Consider the following 20,599-nt stretch of genomic DNA (forward strand, 5'->3'; position numbering starts at 1 on the left):
GCGCAGCATCCTGAAAACCGGCTGCTTACGTTGTGCTGAGCTCACCTGACTGGAACATCCTCTGCGACTTTGACGGCACGATTGCCGTCGAGGACGTCATCGACTCATTACTGGACCGTTTCGGCCGTCCGGGATGGGAAATCCTGGAGCGCGACTGGCGCGCCGGCGTCATCGGTTCGGCGGTTTGCATGGCCGGTCAGGTCGCCCTGCTCGACATGAGCCGCGCCGAGTTGGACCGTCATCTCGCCAGCCTTCACATCGATCACGGTTTCGCCGGTTTCGTGAAGGCGACGATCGAGTACGGCATCCCCATGGAGATCGTCAGCGACGGTCTCGATCACGCGATCCACGCCATCCTTGCCCACCATGGCATCGACAGCCTGCCGACCGTGGCCAATCACCTCAACCAGACCGATGCGCGCGCGTGGAACCTCACCTCGCCGTACAGCGTGGCCGGTTGCCGCAGCGGCACCTGCAAGTGCGCCCGCGCCGAAGTGGCCAAGGCACGCGGTGGCAAGACGCTGCTGATCGGCGACGGCGCGTCCGACTTCTGCGCCGCCGATCGCGTGGACTTCGTTTTCGCCAAGAACCGCCTCATCGAGCACTGCCGTGCCGCCGGCATCCCCTACGTGCCGATTGCCAGCTTCGACGAAGCCATCGAACTGCTTCCCGCCCTGATCGACGGCACCCTGCTGCCGCAGACCGTAATGCCCAATACCGCGACGAACGTCCAGGAAATCTCCGCATGACCATCCTCTCCAAGACCCCCCAGGTCGTCATCGACGACGCGACCCTGCTCGCCGACGAGGCGAAGTATTGTTCCTTCGGCGACACCGTTCACTACGTCGATCCGCCGAAGATCTTCCGTCACGCCGAAGGCAGCTACATCTACGACAGCGAGAACATCCCCTTCCTCGACCTGCAGATGTGGTACTCCGCCGTGAACTTCGGCTACGGCAACAAGCGCCTCAACGACACCCTGAAGGCGCAGATCGACCTGCTGCCGCAGGTTGCCAGCCAGTACCTGCACCAGGGCAAGATCGAGCTCGCCAAGACCATCGCAGTCGACGCCAAGCAGAAGTTCGGTCTCGACGGCCGTTGCCACTTCAATGTCGGTGGCGCGCAGGCGGTGGAAGATTCGCTGAAGATCGTGCGCAACGCGCGCGGCGGCAAGAGCCTGATGTTCGCCTTCGAAGGCGGCTACCACGGTCGTACGCTCGGCGCTTCGTCCATCACGTCGAGCTACCGCTACCGCCGTCGCTTCGGCCACTTCGGTGAGCGCGCGCAGTTCATTCCGTTCCCGTATCCGTTCCGTCGCCCGAAGGGCATGACGCCGGAAGAGTATTCCGACGCCTGCGTCGCCCAGTTCGCGCGCCTGTTCGAAACCGAATACAACGGCGTGTGGGATCCCAAGGTCGGTGAGGCCGAATACGCCGCGTTCTACGTCGAGCCGATCCAGGGCACCGGCGGCTACGTGATCCCGCCGAAGAACTTCTTCATCGACTTGAAGAAGGTGCTCGACAAGTACGGCATCCTCATGGTGGTCGACGAAATCCAGATGGGTTTCTGGCGCACCGGCAAGCTGTGGTCGATCGAGCATTTCGGTGTGAGCCCCGACGTGCTGGTGTTCGGCAAGGCGCTGACCAACGGTCTCAATCCGCTATCGGGTATCTGGGCACGCGAAGAGCTGATCAATCCGGAGATCTTCCCGCCGGGCTCCACCCACTCCACGTTCAATTCCAACCCGCTCGGTACCGCGCTGGGCCTGGAAGTGATCAAGATGGGCTACGAGCTCGACTACGGCACGCGCGTCGCCGAGAAGGGCAAGCACTTCCTCGACGGCCTGCGCGACCTGCAGAAGCGCCACAAGGAAATCGGTGACGTGGACGGCCTCGGCCTCGCGCTGCGCGCCGAGATCTGCACGGACGACGGCTTTACACCGAACAAGGCGCTGCTCGATCGCATGGTCGACATCGGTCTTGCCGGCGGTCTCACCCACAACGGCAAGAAGATCGGTCTCGTGCTCGATGTGGGCGGCTGGTACAAGAACGTGATTACGTTCGCCCCGTCGCTCGACATCTCTCACGACGAAATCGACCTGGCCATCGCGTTGCTCGACCAGCTGTTGACGCTGGCCAAGCGGGGCTGATCCCCGACAGCCTAGCGATGGCATAAGTGACTTTGCCCGGTCCGGATGCACGGCCGGGCTTTTTTCGGTTCATCGCGGATTACCGGGGCCCGGGTGCTCGGCTTTCAGGCCGGACATTCTTTCGTACCTCGCGCCTCGCGGGCTCGGCTGCGCCATCGCTCTCTACACTTGGGCGTCTCGCGGGGAGACCTTGGTGCCCACCCTCGCGGCTCAGACACGTCCTCCGCGTTCGAAAAGGAAAGCCGCTCACGCGGCCCATGTACCTGATTGGCCTACGGCCGCTCCACTTGTGCGGAACTCGCCTCGAGGGTGGACACCAAGGTCTCTCACGACAATACGGTCAGCTGGACGGAGAGCCGTTGGCGTGGGTGTGGCCGCCCAAGCGGACCGTTACGGCGGTCGTGCTGCCATGTCATTTCCGGCTCGGTGAGCGCCTTCGTCGCCACCGCGCTGTCTCGCGAGGACGACCGCGACCGGCGCGACGCGGTTGACCGTTCCGCGATGGCGACGAGCCGGCCACCTGAGGCTGCGTTGCTTCGTCGGCTCGACCCACACGAACCTCAGGGATGGGAAGAGTCTTCGGTGCCCACCCTCGAGGCGAGTTCCGCACAAGTGGAGCGGCCGTAGGCCAAATAAGTACACGGCCGCGCAGCGGCCTTTCCGGTACGAAACGCGGAGGACGTGTCTGAGCAGCGAGGGTGGGCACCGAAGGCTCTGCGACGTCACGTCCACGCCCGCAGCGGCGCGAGTTGATAGCAGCGAGAGAGGCGACGCCTTCGGCGAAGGCGCGAAGCGGCGTTCTACCAGCGCCCGATCATATGCTGCACAAGCAGACTCGTCACCGCCACCGCGGCCCACACGCCTAGCCCGAGCAGAATCGGCCGCGGTCCCGTCGAGGCCATCCGCCTCAAGTCGGCCGACAGGCCAATGGCCGTCAGCGCAACGATGATCAGACACTCCGCAATGAAGTGGATGACCGGCAGGGCAACGTCAGGAACGAGGCCGGCGGTGCGGATGCCTGAGGCCACGAGAAACCAGAGGATGAACCAGGGAAAGATCTTCGCCAGGCTGAAGTCGGTCGCCCCGCTGCGCTTCTCGCGCCAGGCGACGATGAGGGCGATGCCGAGGCTGATAGGAATGATCAGCGTGGCGCGCGTCAGCTTCACGATCGTCGCGAAGTCCCCGGCGGCGTGGCTGTAGCTGTAACCGGCCGCGACCACCGATGAGGTGTCGTTGATCGCCGTGCCCGCCCAGAGACCGAAGCCGAGGTCGGAAAGGCCCATCCAGTGGCCAAGGGCCGGGAAGAGCAGCACCGCGACGAGATTGAACAGGAAGATCGTCGAGATGGCGAACGCGGTGTCGTGCTCGTCAGGCTTGATGATCGGGACGATCGCGGCGATAGCCGAGCCGCCGCAGATGGCAGTACCCACGCCGATCAGCAGCTTCAGCTTGTCGTGCACGCCGAGCACGCGGCCCAGGATCCACGCGGCCAGGCCGGCGGCAGCCACCGTGGCCAGGGTCACCGAGAGCGACTCCATGCCTGTGTGGGCCACCTGGGTCAGGCTGAGTCCGAAGCCGAGGGCGATGATGGACCACTGCAGCACCTGTTTCGAGGCGAAGCGAATGCCCGGCTGGAAGCGTTCTTCCGGTGGCGCGAAATGGCGCACCAGGATGCCCAGCACGATGCCGCAGACGGCACCGCCGATGAGGGGCATGAGCCGGCCGAGACCGAAGGCCACGGCTGCCACCGATAAGGCGAGCAGGATGCCGGGCAGCCGGGGTGAGGATTGGGGAGGCAGGGCGACAGCGGACACGGGGTCGATCCTTTGGGCGATGAGCCATTGTCCGGCGCCGCCGTGGATAAGAATATTGAAAATGCCTGATCGGGTGTATAAGCATTACTTATGCATGCGATCAGTCCGCGCCAGCTCGAGGTCTTCGTCGCCATTGCCACGACGGGCAGTGTGCGGGCCGCCAGCGAGCGCCTGTTCCTGAGTCAGCCCGCGGCGAGCATGGCGCTTGCCGAGATGGAACGGCAGATCGGTTTACCGCTGTTTGCGCGCGAGCGTGGGCGCCTTCGACTGAACGACCGCGGCCGCGAACTTCTGCCGCTGGCGCGCGAGCTGATCGAACGCCATGCCGAGTTCGGCCGCCGTGCCGAGGGTTCGGTGGCGGAGCTCACCGGCGAAATCGGGATCGGTGCGAGCAATACGGTAGGCAATTACCTGGTCGGCGACCTGCTCGGCGCGTTCGCGAGCGGGCATCCTGGCGTCGCACTGCGGCTGGGTGTCGCCAACACCGCACGCATCGCGCAGGGGGTGCTCGATCACGATTTCGACATCGGTTGCGTCGAGGGGCCGGTCAATCACCCGGCGATCGAATCCCGTCCGTGGCGGGAGGACCGGCTCGTCGTTTGCGGCCGTCCCGATCATCCGCTCGCTGGAAAGGCCCGCCTGAAGCGCGAGCACTTCGCAGGCGAGCGCTGGGTACTACGAGAGCGCGGGTCCGCGACGCGTGCCCTCAGCGAGCAGGCACTGGCGGCCTTGCCCGTAGGGAAGGTCGTGCTCGAGCTCGACCAGTCCGAGGCGATCAAGCAAGCGGTGATCGCCGGCCTCGGTATCGCCTGCCTGCCCGAGGTGGCGATTGCGGACGCGGTGACGATGGAGCGGCTGGTGGTCCTGCCGACCCCGTTCCTCGACCTGAAGCGGACGCTGTCGATCCTGTTGCATCGGCAGCGCTACAGGGGAGCTGTCCTGGAAGCGTTCCTGGCCGGTCTCTGACTCAGCCAAGCACGCAACGGTTCTTGCCGGATCGCTTGGCGTCGTACATCGCCGAATCGGCGGCGACGACGATGCGGTCGTAGGCGTCGCCGGGGAGGAACAGGGTCACGCCGATGCTCGCACCGATAGTGACGCCCAGGCGCGACCCGCTGACCTCGAGCGTGTACGGTTCGGCGATCGCGTCGCAAAGCGTCTGGCAGCGCGCCAGCGCCGCCTGCGCGTCGGCAGCGTCATTGAGAAGGACGGCGAACTCGTCGCCACCCAGGCGCGCGACGGTATCCGACTCGCGCGTGCGGCCGTCGAGTCGACCCGAGATCGCCTTCAGCAGGGCATCGCCAGCCGCGTGCCCATGGGCGTCGTTGACGCCTTTGAAGCCGTCGATGTCGATGTACGCCAGCGCGAAGGAACCACCGTCCGCGTCGCCCGCGACAATGGCATGCTCCAGTCGCTCACGGAAGAGAATGCGGTTGGGCAGGCCGGTCAATGCATCGTGGGTTGCCTGGTGGCGAACCAGTTGCTCCATGCGCGTGCGCTCGGCCACCTCGGTGGTGAGCTGCTGGTTGCGCAGCGACAACTCGTCCAGCGCCTGCTGCAGCAGTGCGCGGGCACGATAGAGCTCGAGGAAGATCTTCACCTTCGATTGCAGGATGACATCGTTGATCGGCTTGGCGATGTAATCGACCGCGCCCGCCGTATAGCCCTTGATGCGGTTGATGTCATCCGCGTAGGCCGCGGTGACGAAGATGATGGGCGTCTCGCTGAGGTGGTCGCTCTCGGAGATGAACTGGGCCACCTCGAAGCCGTCCATCTCCGGCATGTTCACGTCCAGCAGGACGAGCGCGAACTGGTGGTCCAGGCACAGGGCGAGCGCGTCATTGCCACTGGCGGCTTCGTAGATATCGGCATCCGCGCGGGCGAGAAGCCGTCGCATGGCGACGAGGTTGGCGGGGGTGTCGTCGACGACGAGGATCTTGGGACGATTCGTATTCATGGAAGGCACAGTTCGTTGAGCTTGGCCGCGATGGCATCGAGGGGCAGGCACGCATCGGCGCCTGCCGCCTCCAGGCCCGCGAGGGGCATGACATCCGCTTCCGCAGTGAGGGGATCCTGCACGAGGGCAAAGCCACCGGCACGACGTACGGCGACCAGTCCCTGGGCACCATCGGAGTTGGCGCCGGTCAGCAGGACGGCGATCAGGCCATCGTGCCAGGCGTCCGCGGCCGTTTCGAAAAGGACGTCGATGGACGGCCGCGCGTAGGCGACCTTGGCATCGACGCTGAGCGAGAAATGAAAGTTCGGTTCCACCATCAGGTGGTAACCGCTCGGCGCCACATGAATCACGCCGGGGTCGGCGGGGGCCCTCTCGCTGGCCTCGACCACGGGCAGGCTGGCATGGCGGTCAAGCAGATCGACCAGAATGGTCACGTCAGCCGAACCGGTATGACAGCAGATGATGATGGGCACGCCCAGCCGCGCGTCGAGGCCGGGCAACACGGATTGCAAGGCGGTGAGGCCCCCGGCGCTGCAGCCGATCACGATGGCCTGTCGTTTCTTCATCGGCTCAGCGCCCTCGCACCGGGACCGCCGACCTGGTAGATACGCAGCGCGTGGTCCACGTCGCCGAAGCCCGCGGCGGCCGGTGAGAAGTCGATGTTCTCGCGGGTGCCCAGGCAGAGGAAACCGCCGCGCACCAGGCTGTCGCGGAACAGGCCGAGCGTGCGGTCCTGCAAGGTGTTTGTGAAATAGATGAGCACGTTCCGGCACAGAATGAGGTGCGCTTCGCAGAACACTTCGTCGGTGACCAGGTTGTGGTTGAAGAACGTGACGTTGCGACGGAGCCGCTGGTCGAGCTTGATGAAGTCGTAGCGCGCGCTGTAGTAATCGCTCAACGAATGGCTTCCGCCCGCTTCAATGTAGTTGCGCGACCAGTCGCGGGCCTCGCGCGTGGCATAGATGCCGTCTGCCGCGATGGCCAGCGCCGCGTCGTTGAAATCCGTGGCGTAGATTCGCGAGCGCTCGTACAACCCGGCCTCTTCAAGAAGAATGGCCAGCGAATAGACCTCCTGCCCGTGCGCGCAGCCAGCCTGCCAGATATTGATCTCCGGATACGAGGCCAGTACGGGAAACACCTTGTCACGCAGCGTACGGAACACCAGCGGGTCGCGGAACATCTCCGAGACCGGAACGGACAGGCCCTCGATGACACGAGCGACGAACCCTTCCTCGTGCAACAGACGACTGTTGAGCTCGCTGATCGAAGACGCGTCGTGCGTGCGTACAAGCTGTTGCACACGGCGCTTCAGCGAGGCAGGCGCGTACTCGCTGAAGTCGTAGCCGTGGCGCAGTTGCATGGCGCGCACGAAGAGCTGGATCTCGATGTCTTCGACGTCCACCTCAGCTCCTGGTCGGCAGCCACACGCGGATCATCGACAGCAGGCGGTCGACATCGATCGGCTTGGACAGGTAATCGTTGGCGCCGGCGTCGAGGCATTTTTCACGGTCACCGCGCATGGCCTTGGCAGTGAGCGCGATGATCGGCACCTGCGCGACGTCGGGTCGTGCACGGATGGCGCGCATCGTGTCGTAGCCATCCATCACCGGCATCATGATGTCCATGAGGACCAGCTCGATGCCCTTGTCGGTGTCGATCGTATCGAGTGCCTTCTGCCCATCCTGGGCCATGACCACGTCGATGCCCTTGGCACGCAGCACCTTCGACAAGGCGAAAAGATTCCGCATGTCGTCATCGACAAGCAGCAGCCGGCGACCGCGCAGGCTGGCCTCGTCCACGCCTCCCGCCGCCGTCGTGGCTTCGTCGCGCGCACCGCCACCGTGGCGGATCGAATGCAGGAACAGGCTGACCTCGTCGAGCAGGCGGTCCGGCGAACGCGCGCCCTTCACCACGATGCTGTCTGTGTACTGGCGGATCTTCATGCTCTCTTCGCGGCTGAGGTCGCGGCCCGAATAAACGACGACCGGTGGCGTATGTCCGCCGCGCGCGAGATGTTCGAGGAACTCGATGCCGGACATGCCGGGAAGGCCGAGGTCGAGCACGATGCAGTCGAAGGCGGTATGCGTCGTCTTCTCGAGTGCTTCCTCGGCCGAGCCGGCTTCCTCGATCACGACCGAGTCGTCCTTGAGCAGGGTGCGTACGGCCGTGCGCGCGCTGGCGTCGTCGTCGATCACGAGCAGGTGGCGGGTGCGCCCCTCGGCGAAGTGCAGCATGCGGTCGAAGGCGCTCGCGATCGATTCGCGGCTGACCGGCTTGGTGAGGAAGCCGACGGCGCCGAGTTCGAGCCCGCGCGTGGCATCGTCGGTTGCCGAAATGAAGTGCACGGGAATGTGTCGGGTGGCGCCATCGTTCTTCAGGCGCTCGATGACCGTCCAGCCATCCATGCCGGGGAGCATGACGTCCAGCAGGATGCCCGTGGGGCGATACCGCTTCGCAAGCGCGAGACCGGACTCGCCGTCGCCGGCGGCCAGGACGCGGTGACCCTTGCGGTGGACCATGTCGGCAAGGATCCGGGCGAAGGCGGGATCGTCCTCGACCACGAGGATGACGGTGTCACCGGGGCTGAGCGACAGGCGATCGTCGGCGATGGTGTCGGCGAGCAGGCCGGGTGAGAGCGGCAGAGTTGCTTCGGCAGCGGCCTGCTGGAGCGGAACGGCGTCCGCCGTACGGCCCGTGTCGGGGGCGTCTTCGGGCAGATAGACGGTAAACGTGCTGCCGTGACCCGGCTCGCTGGCCAGGACGATGTCGCCACCCAGGAGCATCGCGATGCGACGGGAGATGGCCAGGCCCAACCCCGTGCCGCCGTACTGGCGACTGGTGCTGGCGTCGACCTGCTCGAACGCATGGAACACACGCTGCATCTTGTCGGCGGGAATACCGATGCCGGTATCGCTCACCGTGATGGCAATCGTCGTGGCCGGAACCAGGCCGGACGGCAGGTCGGCTCCCGCCGCCGGACGCGAGACATGCAGGCCGACCGTGCCGGCGGCGGTGAACTTGAACGCGTTGCTGAGCAGGTTGTTGGCGATCTGCTCGAGCTTGGCGCCGTCCGTGCGAATACTGGCGGGTAGTCCCGACGCCACCTCCACGCTGAACGCCAGCTTCTTTTCCTGGGCCACGTGGTTGAACGTGCGGGCCAGGGTCCTCGCCAGATCGGCGAGCGGGAAGGCGTCGACCACCAGTTCCATCTTGCCGGCCTCGACCTTGGAAAGGTCGAGGATGTCGTTGATCAGCCGTAGCAGATTGGAACCGGCGTCATGGATGATCCGCGCCGACTCGACCTGTTCACCGGAGAGGTTCTCCTCGTCGTTGTCGGCCAGGCTACGCGAGAGAATCAGCAGGCTGTTGAGCGGCGTGCGCAGCTCATGCGACATGTTGGCGAGGAACTCGGACTTGTACTGGCTGGCGCGGGCCAGCTCCTCGGCCTTGTCCTGGGTGTCCTTCTGGAGTGCTTCCAGAGCGTCTTTCTGATCGTTGAGGGTGACGCTCTTCTCGCGCAGTTCTTCGTTCGAGGCGTGCAGTTCCTCGGTCTGTACACGCAGTTCTTCTTCGGATGCGACCAGTCGCTGCGACTGTTCCTGCAGCTCGGTGGTCTTGGTCTTCAGTTCCTCGTTGGTCGAGCGCAGGTCTTCCTGCTGGCTACGCAAGGCCTCCTCTGAGGCACGCAGCTCGTCGGCCTGGCTCTGGGTCTGCTCGAGCAGCGCGTGCGTGCTGAGGGCGCGACCGAGGTTTTCCAGCGAAAGCGCGACGATCGGCATGAGCTCTTCGAGCAGGCGACCTTCGAGTGGGGTGAGGTGCGCGAAGCTGCCGATCTCCACGACACCGAGCAGGCCGTCGCGCGAGCTGATCGGCAGCACCACGATACTGCGGGGCGCACCTTCGCCCGTGCCCGAATGGATGCGGGTGTAGTCGTCGGGAACATCCTGCAGCACGATCGTGCGCCGCTCGACGGCCGCCTGCCCGACCAGGCCCTCGCCCAGCCCGTAGTCGGCGGTGACGTGGCGGCGTTCCTTGAAACCATAGGTTCCAAGGCGTTCGAGGCGTGCGGTGTCTTCGCGGAACAGGTAGAAAACACCCAGTCCGGCCTTCATCACCGGAACCAGTTCGGTCACCAGTACGTCGGCGAACTCACGGTACGTGGTGGTGGCCTGCAGCTTGTTGGAGATCGCCGTCACCGTGGACTTCAGCCAGGTCTGTCCGGCCGTCTCGATCGCCATCTCCTTGAACACCTGCAAGGCGCGTGCGATCTCGCCGATTTCGTCGCGGCGGGTGAGCTGGCGCACTTCGATGCCGTGGTCGTGCGCGGCAAGGCGCGACATCAGTTCCGTCATGCGGACGATCGGCCGGGTGATCAGGCGGAAGGTCATCCCGATCACGAAAAGGCCGAAGGCCAGGCAAGCCAGCAGCGAGAGGATGTCGATGTACTTGGTCGCGGTGAGCACGTCGTCCAGCGCGCCGTTACGTTTGTCGAGCAGCACGCGTTCCGTGGCCGACATTTCATCGATCAGCTTGCGCACGTCGGTCATCAGGACGGTGCGATGGCCGAGGTAGTCATGGCGGATCGACTCGCGGGCCAGGGCGCCTTCGGGCGTGGCGGCGTTACCGATGGCGCGGGTGGGCTCGAGGGCGTACTTGGTCACCTCGACCTTCCAGCGGTCGAGCATGTCCTGCAGTCGGTCGATGCGGGACTGCTGCAGTGGATTGTCGGCGGTCAGCTGGCGCAGCGTGGCCATGCTCTTTATGAGATCGCGGTCGGCGGTCTCGAAGTCGGAATACTCGGCATCGGACTGGTTGAGCAGGTAGCCGCGGGCCGCGACCTGGCGCGACTGGGCATCGTCGTTCACGTCGGCCAGGGTAATCAGCACCACGTAGGTATGCGTGGACCAGCCCCGGGTGTCGTTCTCCCGCCAGAGGGAGGCGAGGTTGGCGACGCAGGCCGCCACGAAGAGGGCCAGCAGGGCACCGATGGCGATGACGATCTTTCGCTGCAGGGGTTGGTCGGCGAGCCAGCTGCGCTTCTTTTCGTTGGAGGACATGCGGTGACCGATTGGGGGTTCAGGAAGTAACAATGCCATCGTTCCGTGGCGTTCTGCACTTTAACGGCCTTTGCTCAGCCGGGTTGAGGGCCAGGCCTTCGCCACGGCGGCGGCACCAGGCTGCCGCGGCGGACCGCCACGGCAAGACATACGGAGGTTACGATCGAACAGATGCACAGGGCGACGATGGACGCTTCGGCGCCGAATGCGCCTCCCGTGAGCCAGGTGGGCCCCTGCATGTGCGAGGCGAGCAGGCCGCGCTGTTCGAAACCCGAGACAGGGATACCGTAGAACGGCCCCTGGGCGACGTTCCAGGCGGCATGGGCGCCCATGCAGACCCAGAGCGACCGGGTCACGTGGTAGAGCAGGCCAAAAAGCAGGCCGGCCTCGAGCGCGATGGCCAGGGCACTCCACGGGGTCGCGTTGGGGTTCCACAGGTGCAGGCCGCCGAACACGGCGGCTGAAATCAGCAGAGCCGCCCAGGTGCCTAGGCCTTCCTCGATGATGCGGAAGAGCACGCCGCGACTGACGATCTCTTCGCCGATACCCGCGCCTGCGCCCATGACGAGGATGGGCCCGACCCAGTCGACATCGTGGTTCAGGCCGACGACGACGAAGGCGCCCAAGGCCCATAGCGCGGCGACGACCAGGGAGAAGCAGAGCGCACCGCCGAGAAGTCCCATGAGCAGGTGGGGGACCGCCTTGCCGGGCGCGAGTTCGTCGAGCCTGCGTCGCTCCACCACCCTTGCCAGCAACCCGTACGCCAGCATGAACGGCCACAGCCGCAGGAACTCCATCAGCAGCGTGGTATCGCGAAAAGCGACGAAGCCGGGCGGCAACCCGAGTGCACTCCACACAGGGCGCCCGATCCATTGGAACGTCTTCAGCAACGTGAAGAAGACGATGAGCCTGCCCGGCGGGGATCGGAGCAGGTGGGCCAGGCGGCCCGATGGTGTGACGACGGTCTCGGCGGCGAACATGGATGTCTCGACGTGGGGCTTGCGGCCGCAGTCTACGCAGGCATGATGGTGCTCCGATACAAGAAGGCCGGCGGTACGTCCGCTAACGTGGCAGCCGCGGGCTGTCGCGCCCGATACCCACTGGAATTGCACGATGGCCATACCGTCCGAAAACGATCCGTCGAGTCCGATGAACCGGCGTGAGCAGACATTTCCTCACCTCAACGAGGAAATGTCCGCACGGCTGGTGAAGTACGGCGTCGAGGAGGTCGTGCCCGCCGGCACCATGCTGTTCCGCCGGGGCGAACGCCGCGTCGATTATTTCTTCGTCATCGAGGGCAGCATCGAGGTCTACGACACGGCCGAGGACGGCACGCCGAACGTCTTCGTGGTGCATGGTCCCAACCAGTTCACGGGCGAGGTGGATCTCTTCAGCGAACGCAAGATCATGGTCAATGGCCGGACGGCGGCTGAGACTCGCCTGGTGCGCATGAATCCCGGCGCCTTCCGCAAGCTGGTTTCCGGTGAGCCGGATATCGGCGAAATCATCATGCGCGCCTTCATCCTGCGTCGCGTGGGGCTCATCCAGAGTGGCCAGGGCGGTGTCATCCTGGCCGGCTCGGCCCACGCCGCGGACACCGCGCGCCTGCGCAGCTTCCTCATCCGCAACGGTTACCCCTACCGACTGCTCGACACGGACATCGACGAGGACGCCAGGCACCTGCTCGACGGATTCGGACTCGATCCCAGTGAATGCCCAGTGGTGATCATGCCGGACCGGCGCGTGCTGCGCTGTCCGACCAATGGCGCACTCGCGGACGACCTCGGCATCAGCATCGAGCTGGACAAGGATCACGTGCATGACGTGGTCGTGGTTGGCGCCGGTCCGGCTGGGCTGGCCGCGGCTGTCTACGCCGCTTCGGAGGGCCTGGATACCCTGGTCATCGAGGCGCTCGCACCGGGCGGGCAGGCGGGCACCAGTTCGAAGATCGAAAACTACCTTGGTTTTCCGACCGGCATCTCGGGCCAGGCACTGTCCGGCCGAGCGCAGGTCCAGGCGATGAAGTTCGGCGCGCACATGGCCATTGCACGCTCGGTGGAAAGCGTGGACTGTGGTCGGCACCCCTACCGGCTCAGCCTCGACGACGGCAGCGTCGCCTCGGCCCGTTCCATCGTCATCGCCACCGGCGCTCGTTATCGGAAGCTCGAGCATGTCGACTACGAGCGTTTCGAAGGGCAGGGCATCCACTATGCGGCGACCGCCATGGAGGCGCAGTTATGCGCGGGCGAGGAGGTTGCCGTGGTCGGTGGGGGGAACAGTGCGGGCCAGGCCGCCATGTTCCTGGCGCGCACCGTCGCGCACGTTCATATCCTCGTGCGAGGCAACGGGCTGGCGGCGACCATGTCCGACTATCTCGTGCAGCGTATCCTGCAGTCGCCACGAATCACCCTGCACGCGCACTGCCAGATCGACCACCTCGACGGCGACACGTATCTCCGGGAAGTCGGCTGGGCGTGCGAGGTCGATGGCACGCAGGAGCGCAAGAAGATCGGTGCCCTGTTCGTGATGATCGGAGCCGAACCGAACACCGCCTGGTTGCAGGGTTGCCTGGATCTCGACAAGAAGGGCTTCGTGCTCACCGGTCGCGATGCGGACGGCTATGCCACGCCTTCGCCGTATGCGACGACGCTGCGCGGCGTCTTCGCCGTTGGCGACGTCCGCTCCGGTTCCGTGAAGCGTGTCGCTTCGGGCGTGGGCGAAGGTTCGGTGGTCGTGCAAGCGATCCACCGCTTCCTCAACCCCGCACCCTTGTAACCGCCAGCTCTTTGTAGGAGCCGCTTCAGCGGCGATTGGGTGCTCGCGCTACCCTTGCCCGCTATCGCGGGATCGCCGATGAATCGGCTCCTACAGCTTCGTTGTTACACGTCGACCGAGGCGGCGTGTTCGCGCGTGGCGGCGAAGCGCACCGTGGGCCAGCGTTCCTGGGCGAGCTGCAGGTTCACGCGCGTCGGTGCGAGATAGACCAGTTCGCCCGCGCCGTCGATGGCCAGGTTGCCAGCATTCTTTTCCCGGAATTCCTCGAGCTTCTTGGGGTCGTCGCAATGAATCCACCGCGCGGTGGAGACGCCGACCTGTTCGAACGCGGAGTCCACGTTGTATTCGTCTTTCAGGCGGTACGCGACGACGTCGAACTGGAGGACGCCGACCGCGCCGAGGATGAGGTCGTTCGACATCAGCGGACGGAAGAACTGCGTGGCCCCTTCTTCGGAGAGCTGTGCGAGACCCTTCTGCAGCGCCTTCATCTTCATCGGATCGCGCAGGCGCGCGCGACGGAAAAGCTCCGGCGCGAAGTTGGGGATGCCGGTGAACGAGAGTGCTTCGCCTTCGGTGAACGTGTCACCGATGGTGATGCTTCCGTGGTTGTGCAGGCCGATGACATCACCCGGATAGGCGCGCTCCACGATTTCGCGGTCGGAAGCCATGAAGGTGAGTGCGTTGGCGATGCGAACTTCCTTGCCGGTGCGGGTCTGCTGCATTTTCATGCCGGCGGTGTACGTGCCCGAGCACACGCGCATGAAGGCGACGCGGTCGCGGTGCGCCGGATCCATGTTCGCCTGGATCTTGAAGACGAAGCCGGTGAGCTTCTCTTCGTCGGGCTTTACTTCACGCGTGAGCGTGTCGCGCGGGCGTGGCGACGGCGCGTGTTCGACGAAGAAGTCGAGCAGCAGCTGCACGCCGAAGTTGTTCACGGCCGAGCCGAAGAAAACCGGTGTCTGCTTGCCAGCAAGATAGGCTTCGATGTCGAACGGATTCGAGGCGCCGATCACCAGTTCGAGTTCTTCGCGTAGTTCGTCCAGCGCGGACTGACCGATGCGTTCGGCGAGTCCCGGGTGGTCGAGTCCCTTGAAGATGGTCGACTCCTGTCGCGTGGCGTTCTTGCCCGGCTCGAACACATGCACTTCGTCGAGCAGCACGTGATACACGCCCTTCAGGCGCGAACCCATGCCGATCGGCCAGGTGAGTGGTGCACAGGCGATGCCGAGCACCGATTCGACTTCGTCGAGCAGTTCGATCGGCGAGCGGCCCTCGCGATCGAGCTTGTTGATGAAGGTCATGATCGGCGTGTCGCGCAGGCGGCAGACTTCCATCAGCTTGATGGTCCGTTCCTCGACGCCCTTGGCGCAGTCGATCACCATCAGCGCCGAGTCGACCGCGGTCAGCACGCGATAGGTATCTTCGGAGAAGTCCGCGTGGCCCGGGGTGTCGAGCAGGTTCACGATGGCGTCGTCGTACGGGAACTGCATGACCGACGAGGTCACCGAGATGCCGCGTTCCTTTTCCAGCGCCATCCAGTCCGAGGTGGCGTGGCGCGCGGCCTTGCGGCTCTTCACGGAGCCGGCCATCTGGATCGCGCCGCCGAACAGCAGCAGCTTTTCGGTGAGCGTCGTTTTTCCCGCGTCAGGGTGACTGACGATGGCGAAGCTGCGCCGACGGCGGGTTTCGGTGAGGTGTGAGGACATGTCTTCAGGCCGGGATCGATAGGCTAACCGCTTATTCTATCAGCGAATTGACCTGCGCGAGCCGCCTCAGCGGCGAGGCTCTATGTAGGAGCCGATTCATCGGCGATCCCGCGGCAGCGGGCCGGGATGAGGCGAGGATCCAGGATGAGGCGAGCACCCAATCGCCGATGAATCGGCTCCTACAGGGATTTGCGGCCACCTCGGAAAGGCCGTTCGTCAGCCCGGAAAGGCCTCATCCAGCCAGCCCGGCACCGGGATGCCCTTGCTGCGCAGGAACGTCGGGTTGAACAGCTTGGCCTGGTAACGCATGCCGCCGTCGCAGAGGACCGTGACGATGGTGTGGCCCGGGCCGAGCTCGCGGGCCAGGCGGATGGCGCCGGCCACGTTCACGCCGCTGGAGCCGCCCACGCAGTAGCCCTCGCGGTGGAGCAGGTCGTGAAGCAGGGGGACCGACTCATCGTCAGGGATCGACCAGGCGAGGTCGATCGGCGCGCCCTCGAAATTGGCAGTGATACGGCTGTTGCCGATGCCTTCGCTGATCGAGGTTCCTTCGCCCATCAGCTCGCCCGTCTGGACGTAGCGGGCGAAGATCGAGCCGGCGGGGTCGGCAAGGGCGATGCGGATATCGGGGCGGCGGCTCTTCAGGGCCCGGCCGACACCGGCGATGGTGCCCCCGGTGCCCGCCGCACAGACGAAGCCGTCGATCCGGCCGCCGGTCTGCTCCCAGATCTCCCGTCCGGTGTGGGCCTCGTGCCAGTCGCGATTGGCGGTGTTGTCGAACTGGTTGGCGAACCAGGCGCTGCCAGGGGTCGCGGCGTTCATCTCCTCGGCCAGTCGGCGGGCGGTCCGGGCGTAGTGGCCGGGATCCGTGAACGGAACCACGGGCACCAGGCGCACCTGGGCGCCGGCGACGTGGAGCGCGTCGATCTTCTCCCTGCTCTGCGTGTCGGGCATGACGACGAGGGTGCGGTACCCGCGGCTGGCGCCCAGCAGGGCCAGTCCGATACCGGTGTTTCCGGCCGTTCCCTCGACCAGCGTGGCACCCGGTGCCAGCAGGCCCTGTCGCTCGGCATCGTCCAGCAGGCCGAGCGCCGTGCGGTCCTTCACGGAGCCGCCCGGGTTCAGGAACTCGGCTTTGGCGAGGATCTCGCAGCCGGTCGCCTCCGAGGCGTGGCGGAGCCGAAGGAGGGGCGTATTGCCGATGGCGGCGGCGAAGCTGGCATGGGTGGTCATGGGTCCATGCTAACGCCTTCGTGGACCCTCGTGGCCGCTGGCGCTCCCTCTGTAGGAGCCGATTCATCGGCGAACAGACCTGGCTACGTAGACATGCCTGTTCGCCGATGAATCGGCTCCTACAAGGGCTTTCCCGCAAGCATTCACCGATATGCACATATCCGGACACAAGGACTTCTAGACATCTGGACGTCTAAACGTCTGTTGACAGTGTCCTGGTCCGGGCGTATCTTCGGTTTCACTCATCGAGACCGGCTGAGGGACAGGCCCTTTGAAGCCGGGGCAACCTGCGGATTTCCGCGACGGTGCCAACTCCTGCGGGGCGTGTCTTCACGTCAGCCGATAGATGGGATGTCCTTGGCGGGCAGGCGTTCGCGCATCCGCTAAAGAGGCACCTCCGACTGCCGGTTCCCCGCGGGGCTCGATCCCGAACGCAGGAACCCGGACATGTCAGCAGAGCCCCTCACCGTGATCTCCCTCCCCGAAGCGGTCGTTTGCCCCGCGCCGCGCAGTGCGGCCGATCTCACCGAGCAGCGTGGTACCCGCCGGGTGTCGTTCACGCCGAAGTACGGCAGCGACGCTGTCGAGGTGGACGTCCATTACCTCTGGTGCGGCGCAGCCCACGCCCCGACGATCATCGTCCAGGGCGGTATCTCGGCCGACCGCGATGTATGCACCGGTCGCGAGCGGTCCAGCGGCTGGTGGCAGGAACTGGTCGGTCGCGGCGCCGCCGTCGACCTCGATCATTACCGCGTGCTGGCGATCGACTGGCTGGTACCTGCCGATCTCGGCGGTGCCGACTCGGTGTCGAGCGAAGACCAGGCCGCCGCGCTTGCGGTCCTCGTGGACGAGCTCGGCATCGGTCGCGTGCACGCGTTCGTGGGTTCCTCCTACGGTGCGATGACCGGCCTCGCGTTCGCGGCGAACCATCCGGATAAGCTGAAGTCGCTCATCCTTCTTGCCGGCGCTCACCGTCCGCACCCGCTGTCCACGGCGCAGCGTTCGATCCAGCGCAGCATCGTCCGCCTCGGCGTGGAGTCCGGCCGTACCGACGAAGCACTCGCCCTCGCACGTCAGCTCGCCATGACGACGTATCGGGGTAGCGAAGAGTTCTCCCGCCGTTTTGCCGCCGGGCCGGAACTGCGTGATGGTCGCTTCCACTTTCCGGTGGAGGATTACCTCGAGCACGCCGGCCGCCGCTTCGTCGAGCGTTTCGAGGCGGAACGTTTCCTTGCGCTGTCCGAGTCGATCGATCTGCACGACGTCGCGCCGGAACGCGTCGCAGCACCCACGACCCTGGTCGGCTTTCCTTCCGATCGTCTCGTGCCATTGGCGGACCTGTGCGAACTGCAGCGCCGTCTTGCCGGCACCGCCACCCTCGAAGTCGTGGAATCGCCTTACGGCCACGACGCTTTCCTGAAAGAAACCGTGCAGCTCGCTCCCGTGCTGCGTCACGCACTCAACGACTGTCGCGGAGACCACTAAGTCATGACCGATTCCCGTCTTTGTACCCGCGCCGTGCGCGCCGGCATCGAATCCGATACGCAGCACGGCGCTGTCGTGCCGCCCTTGCACCTTTCCACCAACTACGCCTTCGAGGGCTTCGGCCGCAAGCGCGCTTACGACTATTCGCGCAGCGGTAACCCGACGCGCGACCTGCTCGGCGAAGCATTGACCGAACTCGAGGAAGGTGCGGGCGCCGTCGTCACCGGCAGCGGCATGTCCGCCGTGGCACTCGCACTCGAACTGGTTCCCGCCGGCGCGCTGGTCCTTGCTGCGCACGATTGCTACGGCGGTACGTGGCGCCTGCTCGATGCCTGGGCGAAGAAGGGCCGCTTCAGCGTCCGCTTCGTCGACTTCACCGACCCGACCGCGCTCGCCGACGGCCTCGCTTCGAAGCCGGCGCTGGTCTGGATCGAAACGCCGTCGAACCCGCTGCTGCGGATCACCGACGTGCGCCACGTGTCGCAGGCGGCGCACGCGGTGGGCGCACTCGTCGTTGTCGACAACACCTTCCTCTCGCCTGCCTTACAGCAACCACTCAAGCTCGGTGCCGACATCGTCGTGCACTCGACCACGAAGTACATCAACGGTCATAGCGACGTGGTTGGCGGCGCCGTCATCGCGGCGGACCAGGCGGTCGCCGAACAGCTGAAGTGGTGGGGCAACTGCAACGGGCTCACCGGCTCGCCGTTCGATAGCTTCCTGACGCTGCGCGGCGTCCGTACCCTCGCGGTTCGCCTGCGCGCACACGAAGAGAACGCCCATCGCATCGCCGCGCGCCTGGACAGTCACGATGCCGTATCGCGCGTGTACTACCCCGGTCTCGCTTCGCACCCGGGTCATGCCTTGGCACAGCGGCAGCAGAAGGGTTTCGGTGCGATGCTGAGCTTTGAGATTGCTGGCGGCAACGATGCGATCGAAGCCTTCGTGGACGGTCTGCGTTACTTCTCGCTGGCGGAATCACTGGGCGGTGTGGAAAGCCTCGTCGCCCATCCGGCCACCATGACGCATGCGTCCATGGCGCCCGAAGCCCGCGTTGTGGCGGGCATCTCGGACAGCCTCCTGCGTCTGTCCGTGGGTATCGAAGACGGTGACGACTTGCTGGCCGACCTCGATGCCGCGCTCGCTCGCGCTGCCGCGGTTGCTTCGGTCACGTCGAAACGCAAGGTCGGCGCATGAACGCGGTGGTCGCATCGCCTCTGGCCGCGGTTCCTCCGCGAACAGCCGTCGTGCTGCTTGGCACCGGTGTCGTCGGGCGAGCCTTGCTCACTTTGTTGGCCACGCCGGCGGCACGCTCCTTGCGATTGGTGGGCGCGGCGAATTCGCGTCGCCAGCACGTGCTTGCGGATGGCCTGGTTCCTGCCGACGTGGCCGAACGGCTGAGCAAGGGAAGAGACGGGCGCGAGAATGCGCCGCTCCTGGCCGCGCTCGACCAAAGCGGCGCAGCGCGCAAGGTGGTGATCGATGCCACGGCCTGCGCCATCGAAGCCAGCCGTCACGCTGAGTGGCTGGCGGCGGGATATCACGTCGTCACCGCGAACAAGGCGCTCGCCGGCGGCCAGTTGTCGGGATGGCGTGCCCTCCAGGCCGCCGCGGCGAATGGCAGCGTGTATGGCGACGCCGCTACGGTCGGAGCTGGGCTGCCAGTGTTGTCGACCCTGCGTCGCCTGCGCCAATGCGGTGACAGCCTGCTCACGCTGGAAGGTGTCTTCTCTGGCTCGCTCTCGTGGCTGTTCAACCAGTACGACGGTAGTCGTCCGTTCTCCGCCTTGCTTCGGGATGCGCGTCGCCTCGGTTTCACCGAGCCGGATCCGCGCTCCGATCTTTCGGGCGAAGACGTGGCGCGCAAGCTTCTGATCATCGCGCGCAACGCAGGCTTCTCGTTGGGTAGCGAGGAAGTGGAAATCGAAAGCCTCGTACCCGAAGCGCTTCGCACGCTCGACACGAAAACGTTCCTCGATCGCCTCGAAGAGCTGGACGAGCCGCTACGTCAGCGCCAGGCGGTTGCCAAGGCGAATGGCAAGGTGCTGCGCTATCTCGCACGCCTGAATCAACGCGGTCGTGCCCGCGTCGGCTTGTTCGAAATAGGCTCCGAGCATCCGGCATCGCGTCTGTCAGGTACGGACAATCAGTTCGCGTTGACCACCACGCGCTATCACGCGACGCCCCTGGTGATTCAGGGGCCAGGCGCTGGTCCGGAGATTACGGCGCAGGCGTTGCTGGGAGATGTGCTCGCCTTGTAGTGGTTCGGACCTTCCATGTATGCGGAGTGCGTGTCAGTCGAGACCGCGCGTTTACGTCAGCTTTGCCGCCGAAGCTCGCGATGACCTTGCAAGACGCCCTATGCAAGAGTAGATTTCATTGCGAGATCTGACCGGTGGCCGGTCCACCTACTAGGATCTCTC

Annotated in this window: 15 protein-coding genes and 1 riboswitch; of the genes, 7 read left to right on the forward strand and 8 right to left on the reverse strand. The window is 65.3% G+C overall.

Features of this window, described 5'->3' with window-relative positions; translation table 11 throughout:
* The first annotated feature begins 35 nt into the window (after positions 1-35).
* Together HB634_RS11355 and HB634_RS11360 are read left to right on the forward strand one after the other, a co-directional pair.
* A complete protein-coding gene (locus tag HB634_RS11355; RefSeq protein ID WP_213948825.1) occupies positions 36-749 on the forward strand; it encodes an MtnX-like HAD-IB family phosphatase in 714 nt (237 codons plus the stop codon).
* The gene (locus HB634_RS11360) at positions 746-2,149 is read left to right on the forward strand and encodes an aminotransferase class III-fold pyridoxal phosphate-dependent enzyme (protein WP_213948651.1); all 1,404 of its coding nucleotides are present in this window, start codon (positions 746-748) and stop codon (positions 2,147-2,149) included. Before HB634_RS11355 ends, HB634_RS11360 begins: the two co-directional genes overlap by 4 nt.
* An 800-nt stretch (positions 2,150-2,949) precedes the next feature.
* Here HB634_RS11360 and HB634_RS11365 read toward each other — a convergent pair.
* The gene (locus tag HB634_RS11365; protein WP_345777487.1) at positions 2,950-3,963 is read right to left on the reverse strand and encodes a YeiH family protein; all 1,014 of its coding nucleotides are present in this window, start codon (positions 3,961-3,963) and stop codon (positions 2,950-2,952) included.
* A 90-nt stretch (positions 3,964-4,053) separates the two neighbouring features.
* Between HB634_RS11365 and HB634_RS11370 the strand changes: the two genes are divergently transcribed.
* Positions 4,054-4,929, forward strand: a complete 876-nt coding sequence (locus HB634_RS11370) for a LysR substrate-binding domain-containing protein (protein WP_213948652.1) — start codon at positions 4,054-4,056, stop codon at positions 4,927-4,929.
* A 1-nt stretch (position 4,930) separates the two neighbouring features.
* On the opposite strand, the gene HB634_RS11375 is transcribed toward HB634_RS11370, so the two are convergent.
* From HB634_RS11375 to HB634_RS11395, 5 genes are all read right to left on the reverse strand, one after another.
* The gene (locus HB634_RS11375) at positions 4,931-5,920 is read right to left on the reverse strand and encodes a diguanylate cyclase (RefSeq protein ID WP_213948653.1); all 990 of its coding nucleotides are present in this window, start codon (positions 5,918-5,920) and stop codon (positions 4,931-4,933) included.
* Positions 5,917-6,486 (reverse strand): chemotaxis protein CheB, encoded by a 570-nt coding sequence (locus HB634_RS11380; protein ID WP_213948654.1) that lies wholly within the window; start codon positions 6,484-6,486, stop codon positions 5,917-5,919. The genes HB634_RS11375 and HB634_RS11380 overlap by 4 nt, the downstream gene beginning before the upstream one ends.
* The gene (locus HB634_RS11385; RefSeq protein ID WP_345777488.1) at positions 6,483-7,322 is read right to left on the reverse strand and encodes a CheR family methyltransferase; all 840 of its coding nucleotides are present in this window, start codon (positions 7,320-7,322) and stop codon (positions 6,483-6,485) included. The genes HB634_RS11380 and HB634_RS11385 overlap by 4 nt, the downstream gene beginning before the upstream one ends.
* A 1-nt stretch (position 7,323) precedes the next feature.
* On the reverse strand, positions 7,324-10,977 hold the full coding sequence (locus tag HB634_RS11390; protein WP_213948655.1) for a response regulator: 3,654 nt from the start codon (positions 10,975-10,977) through the stop codon (positions 7,324-7,326).
* 74 nt (positions 10,978-11,051) lie between these two features.
* Positions 11,052-11,957 (reverse strand): CPBP family intramembrane glutamic endopeptidase, encoded by a 906-nt coding sequence (locus HB634_RS11395; RefSeq protein ID WP_213948656.1) that lies wholly within the window; start codon positions 11,955-11,957, stop codon positions 11,052-11,054.
* Positions 11,958-12,090: 133 nt separating this feature from the next.
* Between HB634_RS11395 and HB634_RS11400 the strand changes: the two genes are divergently transcribed.
* Entirely contained in the window at positions 12,091-13,752 is a 1,662-nt protein-coding gene (locus HB634_RS11400) for an FAD-dependent oxidoreductase (protein ID WP_213948657.1), read from the forward strand.
* Between the two features lie 104 nt (positions 13,753-13,856).
* On the opposite strand, the gene HB634_RS11405 is transcribed toward HB634_RS11400, so the two are convergent.
* Positions 13,857-15,458 carry a peptide chain release factor 3 gene (locus tag HB634_RS11405; RefSeq protein ID WP_063574099.1) on the reverse strand — a complete coding sequence of 534 codons (1,602 nt, stop codon included), beginning with the start codon at positions 15,456-15,458 and terminating at the stop codon, positions 13,857-13,859.
* A 216-nt stretch (positions 15,459-15,674) separates the two neighbouring features.
* The gene (locus tag HB634_RS11410; RefSeq protein ID WP_213948658.1) at positions 15,675-16,691 is read right to left on the reverse strand and encodes a cysteine synthase A; all 1,017 of its coding nucleotides are present in this window, start codon (positions 16,689-16,691) and stop codon (positions 15,675-15,677) included.
* 239 nt (positions 16,692-16,930) lie between these two features.
* Positions 16,931-17,044: riboswitch (SAM riboswitch) on the forward strand.
* A gap of 94 nt (positions 17,045-17,138) precedes the next feature.
* Between HB634_RS11410 and HB634_RS11415 the strand changes: the two genes are divergently transcribed.
* From HB634_RS11415 to HB634_RS11425, 3 genes are read left to right on the forward strand one after another with little or no spacing between them, the layout of a single operon-like run.
* Positions 17,139-18,176, forward strand: coding sequence for a homoserine O-succinyltransferase (locus HB634_RS11415; RefSeq protein WP_213948659.1), 1,038 nt, complete (start codon positions 17,139-17,141; stop codon positions 18,174-18,176).
* Positions 18,177-18,179: 3 nt separating this feature from the next.
* Positions 18,180-19,373, forward strand: coding sequence for a cystathionine gamma-synthase (metB, locus tag HB634_RS11420; RefSeq protein ID WP_213948660.1), 1,194 nt, complete (start codon positions 18,180-18,182; stop codon positions 19,371-19,373).
* The gene (locus tag HB634_RS11425; protein WP_213948661.1) at positions 19,370-20,437 is read left to right on the forward strand and encodes a homoserine dehydrogenase; all 1,068 of its coding nucleotides are present in this window, start codon (positions 19,370-19,372) and stop codon (positions 20,435-20,437) included. The genes metB and HB634_RS11425 overlap by 4 nt, the downstream gene beginning before the upstream one ends.
* Positions 20,438-20,599 lie beyond the last annotated feature (162 nt).

The organism is Luteibacter sp. dw_328 (genome assembly GCF_018449605.1).
Lineage (GTDB): Bacteria > Pseudomonadota > Gammaproteobacteria > Xanthomonadales > Rhodanobacteraceae > Luteibacter.